7 protein-coding genes and 1 pseudogene are annotated in these 6,639 nt (G+C 55.3%); 4 read left to right on the top strand and 4 right to left on the bottom strand.

Translation table 11 applies throughout. From position 1 onward, the window contains the following. Together L692_RS0125885 and L692_RS0125880 are read right to left on the bottom strand one after the other, a co-directional pair. Positions 1-452: pseudogene (locus L692_RS0125885) on the bottom strand (transglutaminase domain-containing protein); the annotation flags it as partial. A gap of 25 nt (positions 453-477) precedes the next feature. Then, positions 478-924: a hypothetical protein gene (locus L692_RS0125880; RefSeq protein WP_025702792.1), complete on the bottom strand. Its 447-nt coding sequence runs from the start codon at positions 922-924 to the stop codon at positions 478-480. A 305-nt stretch (positions 925-1,229) separates the two neighbouring features. On the opposite strand from L692_RS0125880, the gene L692_RS0125875 reads away from it, so the two are divergent. After that, positions 1,230-2,426, top strand: coding sequence for an MFS transporter (locus L692_RS0125875; protein WP_025702791.1), 1,197 nt, complete (start codon positions 1,230-1,232; stop codon positions 2,424-2,426). Between the two features lie 477 nt (positions 2,427-2,903). Next, positions 2,904-3,251, top strand: coding sequence for a toprim domain-containing protein (locus L692_RS0125870; RefSeq protein WP_025702790.1), 348 nt, complete (start codon positions 2,904-2,906; stop codon positions 3,249-3,251). Positions 3,252-3,287: 36 nt separating this feature from the next. Here the strand turns inward: L692_RS0125870 and L692_RS0125865 are convergent, their stop codons facing one another. After that, positions 3,288-3,905: an SCO family protein gene (locus L692_RS0125865; protein ID WP_025702789.1), complete on the bottom strand. Its 618-nt coding sequence runs from the start codon at positions 3,903-3,905 to the stop codon at positions 3,288-3,290. A gap of 15 nt (positions 3,906-3,920) precedes the next feature. Beyond that, a complete protein-coding gene (cyoE, locus tag L692_RS0125860) occupies positions 3,921-4,880 on the bottom strand; it encodes a heme o synthase (protein WP_051503589.1) in 960 nt (319 codons plus the stop codon). A 238-nt stretch (positions 4,881-5,118) separates the two neighbouring features. Between cyoE and L692_RS0125855 the strand changes: the two genes are divergently transcribed. Together L692_RS0125855 and L692_RS33280 are read left to right on the top strand one after the other, a co-directional pair. Next, a complete protein-coding gene (locus tag L692_RS0125855; RefSeq protein ID WP_025702787.1) occupies positions 5,119-6,123 on the top strand; it encodes a metal-dependent hydrolase in 1,005 nt (334 codons plus the stop codon). 227 nt (positions 6,124-6,350) lie between these two features. Beyond that, complete coding sequence (locus L692_RS33280) at positions 6,351-6,518, top strand: hypothetical protein (protein WP_198027835.1); 168 nt, start codon at positions 6,351-6,353, stop codon at positions 6,516-6,518. Positions 6,519-6,639 lie beyond the last annotated feature (121 nt).

Below are 6,639 nucleotides of genomic sequence, written 5' to 3'. Positions count from 1 at the left end.
CCGAATCGGCTGGCCGCCGAGATTTTCCGCTCCCCAAGCGGGCCGGACTTCCGGAAACGCGGAATCGGCAGCAGCAGAGCCACAAGCCCCAGAACGATTCGAATCAAGGTGTAGCCTGCCATCAGCAGGAACAGAAAGCGCAGCAGCGGAAGTCCCGCAAGCGCCGATACGGCTGTATAATAAATCTGCTGCCACTGGTTCAATTCACCCTTGGGCGCCGCCGTGCCCGCAGCCCATGTCTGAACATATGGGGAAAAATAGGCGGCCGCAAGCGCGGCAAGAACGAGCGACGAAATCGTCAGAATGCCTGAACCGAGCAGTCCGAATAATCTGCTTGCGGATAAGGAGAATCCTCTGAACCATCCCTGAATCAGCGACAGGGCGACAATAAGCAGCAGAATTATCGTTATGATATTGGCATCACGCAGGCTTTGCAGCCATTCATTCACCATGTCTCCCCTCCTGCTACTTACGTTATCAATTTACTGCCTGAGCTTTACGCGCTTCCTCTATGAAGCTCTTCACCGTTTCATTTACACTCCACTGTCCGAGACTGACACCGCGGAAGGTAACATTGACCTTGTCCTCACCGGCTGTTCCTCTCACCTCAATATTAGGTGTTGTAATGGTAAAGGTTCCATCGCCATTCGAGGTATAGACGGCGTCCCGCGCTTCCTTCAGCATCACTTCCTGGGCTTCGTTCTTCAGCGTGCCGACCGTCTCCTCTTTTACCTTGCTTACGGCATTTCCGATCTGATCTATCGTAACTCCGCTGTAAATGAGCAAACCTGCGACGATCACGATGACAATCGCCCATTTCAGCACCGTTTTGACCAAATTGACAACTGCGAACAGCAGGACAAGCGCAATGACGATTACAAGCCAATTTTCCCTGATAAACTGCGACCATACCTGAGTATCTATCACTCCGGCAACACACTCCCATTACTCAATTAACCCGTGCTTTCCGCCTGACCCGGCAGCGTGCCACGGATATTCATTATTATACATGATCGTCCGTCATAATTCACAAAGCCGCCAAGGGATGACAACATTGTAAGCTTTGCGGCGATGATTCTTCCCAAAATGAAAAAACCGTCATACGCCTTCCCGCCCTCACGTAAAGTACAAGTAGCGATTGTCCACGCCTTCAAGGTGGCTCTTCATTTTACAATTCTGTCAGGCCCGATCTTGATAGGTCCGGGTCGGTATTTGGAGGTGCAGACTTCTTGAAAACCGCGCTGTGGCTGTATCTGTTCTTGTTCCTTGCGTACTTTGATCTGCATGCGCAATATCCCGTTCTGACCCCTTTTGCTATTTCGCTGGGCGCCGGACCGGCCTTTATCGGCTGGATGATGGGCACGTATTCACTCACGCATCTTCCCGGCAATCTGCTCGCCGGGGTGCTGATCGACCGAAAGGGCAGCCGCCGCTATATCGTCTACAGTCTGATCGCAGCCGGAGCGATTCTGCTGCTCCAGGCCTATGCCCATCTGCCGTGGCATCTGCTGCTGCTCAGAGCGGCAAGCGGATTCGCGCTGGCCTTCCTCTCTCCGGCCTGCATGGCGCTGCTCGCTTCACTGTCGAGCGATTCGGTGAATCAGGGCAAATACATGTCCGGCCAGGGGATTGTGCATACGCTCGCTTCCGTCCTCTCGCCAGCCGCCGGCGCTTTCATCGTAGCCAAAGCCGGCTTCTCCGGCACGTTCCTGAGCCTTGGCTGGCTGCTGATCGCCACCGGCGTCATGGCATACTTCAGCGTTCCGAAGACGGCCCGCAAGCTTCCAGCCCGGGCAGTGAGCTCCTTGGCGGAGGACGGAGGCTCCGAAACGGGCCTAAATCCGGCAACAGCTCCGGCAATGCCGTTTCCTCTACGTTATCTCCTGCTGCCGTTCTTCATCGCCTCCGCGCAGGGCGTGCTCTTCTTCGAGCTTCCTCTATCCCAGGTCTCCAATGGGAGCAGAGGAATCCTGTCGACAGGCATTCTGCTGTCGCTCCTCAGTCTGGGGGCGCTGGTCACACTGAGCATGCTCTTTCTGAATCGCCTGTCCGTGCTGCTGCGGATTGGCGCGTCGCTGCTCGGCATGGCGCTCTGCTTCTTCGGCCTTGCCGCTGTCCCTTCGATCCCGCCGGGGGTTGTCCTGTTCCTGCTCGGTACCGCGAAGGGAGTGCTGTTCCCGGCAATGGCTTCGCTGTTCATCGGCATCAGCGGCCCCGGACGCATGGGCCGGACCTTCTCGCTGCAATCGATCGCGACCTCCCTTGGCGCCTTCGCGGGACCTGTCACCGCCGGACAGCTGCGGGGAGTGGTCTCTCCCTATTTCATTGCCTTCCTGCTGGTGATGACGGCGCTGCTGCTGCTTCCCCATCCCGGCTCTGGCAAGCTTTCCGCCTATCACCCTGACTGGAACAGCCGGGCGGCATAACACGGGAGCCGCTGCCGAAGGTCCCAAAAACCTGCACGTCTGCCATATGCACAATGGGCAGGGACACAAACCCGGTGGATAAATTGACATATAATACCCTGTAGTCAAAGAATCCACTAAGAAAGAGAGCTGAATTACAAATGACGAATCCTTGCTGTCCTAAGCCTGTTGTTGCTCCGTGCCCAACCTCTGCCGGTGTTATTCTGGTCCTCTACATTCTGCTCGTCATCATTCTCAAAACTTTCTGGGTTTAATATCCAGCGTCTTCTCTATCTAAAAAATCCCGCGCAAACACCCGGATCGCCCTTGGCGTCCGGGTGTTTGTTTATGGCAATATACGACATTTCCCGGGGAATGACTTCCCCTGGCCGCCGGCCTGTTAAAAATGATGAACATTAGGTAATATATAGTTAATCCCGCCTGCAGCCAGGCCCCTTTGCGCTTGAAGCTGCACTTTTCGGAGGTGACGCCATAATCATGTCCATCATTATTATTGTCGAAGGCAAGAATGACCGCAGCCGCTTGCGGCGTCTCCTGAAGCCCGAAGTCGACCTTTTGTGCACCTTTGGCACTCTCAATACGCTCAAGCTGGAGAATCTGCGCAAGCAAGTCGGAGACAGCGAAGTCTATCTCTACCTGGACAACGACAGCTCCGGCAAAAAAATTCGCGGCGTTCTGCGCGACGCCTTCCCTGACGCGGAGCATATTTACACCCGGCGCGGTTACGCCGGAGTCGAGGGGACTCCCGATGAATACCATATCGCGCAGCTCGAAAAGGCGGGACTCGAAGAGTTCATCATCTACCCCGAGCCGCTTCCATTTTAGCGAAGAAAGCGCTTTGCTTCGCTGCCGCTCCCCGCGCTACTCGCGGGCCAGCCTGTTCACGGCGCTTGCCAAAAACTCCGGAGTAACCCGCTCTGTGTCGCTCGCATTATACAGCGCGCGCAGCCGGTTCCTCCGGTCCACAAGCCCGATCAGATTCGCGTGGGCGAAGTTGTCCTTGTTGGTTCCCGCAATCAGAATTTTGAAGGACCGCGCCGCCAAATCCCGAACCTTCTCCTGATCCCCGCGCAGAAAATACCAGCCGGCATAATCGGCATGAAAACGGTCTGCGAACGTCTTGATCGCCTCGCGCGTATCGATCTGCGGATCAAAGGAGATCGACAGGAATGCCGCGTCCATGCCGAAGCTGCCATCCCGAATCAGCAGATCCTGCACCTGCGACAGAGCAAAGGTCGTGATGGGACACACGTCCGTACACCCGGTAAAAAAGAAATAAACCAACCGCACCTTGCCCTCCGTATCGGAAAGCGTAACGATGTCACCGTTTACATTTTCAAGGGAGAAGTCCTGCACTTCCCCGATAACCGGCAGCTTTCCCGTCCGGGAAGCCCAGGAGCTGACGGCCAGATAGGCCGCCATGGCCAGCGCCAGCAGCAGCGAGAGCCAGGTCCATTTATACCGCATCAGGATGCGCATGAGCTTCTCCCTCCATTATCCGTGCATCGTATTGAGTACCAGCGCAATCAGGCTGAGCGTCAAATAGTTAATGGAAAAAAAGAAATTCTGTTTCGCCCAGGCATCATCATCTTTCGCCTTCAGGCCCTTCAGTGTAAGATAAAGCCATGTAAGGGAGAGCCCGGCGGAAACGATCAAATAGTAAATGCCGGCATAACCATACCCGTACATGAGCACCGAGACGGGAACAAGCAGCGCGACATACGGAATCATCTGTATCTTGGTGCGGCGCGTGCCTTTCACGACGGGAAGCAGCGGAAATCCCGCATTCCGGTACTCTTCCTTGCGCCGGATGCCAAGGGCCCAGAAATGAGGGGGCTGCCAGAGGAACAGCATCGCGAACAGCAGCCAGGCGCCAAGATCGACCTTGCCCGTCACGGCGACATAGCCGATGACCGGCGGCATCGCGCCGGAAATGGCCCCGACCGAAGTGCTCCAGGTGGAGGTCCGCTTCAGCCACAGCGTATAGACCACCACATAGACGAACATGCCGACAATGCCGAACAGACCGGCCAGAATTCCGGAAAAAATAAACAGCGCGGCCAGTCCCGCAATGCCAAGTCCCACCGCATACAGCAGAACCGTGCCCGGCTTCAGCCGCCCGGTGGGCAGGCCGCGTTTCTTGGTCCGTTCCATCTTCATGTCCAGATCGCGGTCGAAATAATTATTGAACACGCAGGCCGAAGCCATAACAAGCATGGTGCCGAGCAGGGTCAGCAGCAATCCGCCGTAATCAACATTCCAGCCGGAAGCCAGCCAGAAGCCGGCAAAGGCGGCAATAAGATTCGACCGGATAATGCCCGGCTTGGTTACCGTAATGAAATCGCGCCAACTGGCCCGTTCAGCTTCGGGCGGGAGCTTGGCGGACATGGCCGCAGAATCGGAAGAGGCTTGATATCTCCATTGATTATTCACGTACTTAAGTACCTCCTTCATGTTCGGTCTTTAAGACAGAACGAGCTTGCAAGCCTGTTCATCAGCTGATATTGACAAATCGCAGTATTTCGCTGTTAACTTTATCATAACAAACGGCAAAATGCTTTGACAATCTTTGACCAAGATGTTCATTAATTTGACAATAGCGTGACGGGAATATTTTGTTACGATATAAATATAAAGAAGATAAAATGGGTAGTAATTAATAGAGAACTTCCGTGCAAAGGAGATCTGAGCTATGGATACTGCTACACACTTCGTCATGGGTTTTGGACTTGCCGGGCTCTCCTTCATTGATCCCGCCGTCAGTTCTCAGCCGATGCTGTCCGGCGCCGTCATGCTGGCCACCGTTATCGGCTCGCAGGCCCCTGATGCGGATACGGCTCTGCGCCTGAAGAACAACGCCGTCTATATTCGCAATCACAGGGGGGTCACGCACTCCCTTCCTTTTTTATTGCTCTGGCCCGCGCTGATTACTCTTGTGCTCACTCCGGTGTTCGGTCTGGGCGACATCCGCTCCGTTGGTCACCTTGCCCTTTGGAGCTTTATCGCCGTAGCCATTCACGTCTTCTCCGATGTGTTCAACACCTACGGCACCCAGGCGGCAAGACCCTTCACCGAACGCTGGATCGCGTGGAACATTATCCATATTTTCGATCCGTTTATTTTCGGCAGCCATGTTGCGGCCATTGCGCTGTGGGTTACCGGCATTTTTAATCCGGCGCCTTTGTTCGCATCGCTGTACAGCATCATCGTCCTGTATTACATTTGGAGGACCGCCGCCCATTTCCGGCTGACCCGCAGCATTAAGGCCAAGGATCTCCACCATGAACCCGGCGAGAAATATATCCTGATCCCTACGATAACGCCAAGACGGTGGAATGTCGTCAAGACGAGACAGGATGGCAGCTACTATGTCGGCCAGCTTAACTACGGGCGCCTGGAATGGCTCAAGCACGCGGTCAATTCCAGGCATCCGGCTGTGGAGCGCTCCAAGTCCCACCCGGATATTCAGGCTTTCCTCTACTTCACTTCCTATGCCATCGCCGAAGTGGAGGAACTGCCCTCAGGCTACATTGTACGCTGGGGAGACGTCCGTTATTTGCACCGGAAGCAATTTCCGTTCGTCGCCGTGCTCGTTATGGACCATCAGTACCGTCCGCTTCAGACGTATGTAGGCTGGCTCAGCAGCGAGAAGCTGGATGAGCGTTTCGCGATTGAACCCGGCTCCATGAAGGTATAGCTCCAGCCGAAGCCGCGCCTGAAGGCGCCAAGCCAAAGGCTCTGCCCGGTTCTCTCATGGGCTGCAAAAAATCCCGGAACGCTCCAGCGCTCCGGGATTTGTCGCTTGTGGCCTGAATGTCGGCAAGGCTTTAACAACACCCTGGTTTTATCATAAAATAGACATATACCCGGCTGCCGCCATCCCCCTGGCGGCTTAAATCCGCCGTGAACGAAAGGGGTCAACTCTTGAGCAAGGGACTCTCGCTTTGGTTCGCAATATCTTCGATTGTTCTGCTTGCCGCAGCTTCGATCGCCATCAGCTACCGGCTATGGGCCGCGCTGCTGCTGGGGGCGCTGTGCGTGCTGAATATCGGCTGGGGCTTTATAATTAAAGCCCGTTGCCAGAGGAAATGACACCCGGGCCTTGGCGCGAGTGTCACAAGCGGCTGTATCCGTGCCGCAGCCCTTATTTTGTTCTTGCGGGCAGGAATCCCATGCGCTCCTTGACTCCGGCCAGCGTCACCGACGCCACGGC

This window comes from Paenibacillus forsythiae T98 (assembly GCF_000520735.1).
Taxonomy (GTDB): domain Bacteria; phylum Bacillota; class Bacilli; order Paenibacillales; family Paenibacillaceae; genus Paenibacillus_AQ; species Paenibacillus_AQ forsythiae.
Note: the sequence above shows the minus strand (reverse complement) of the source record. Positions and strands in the feature narration are given on the sequence as shown.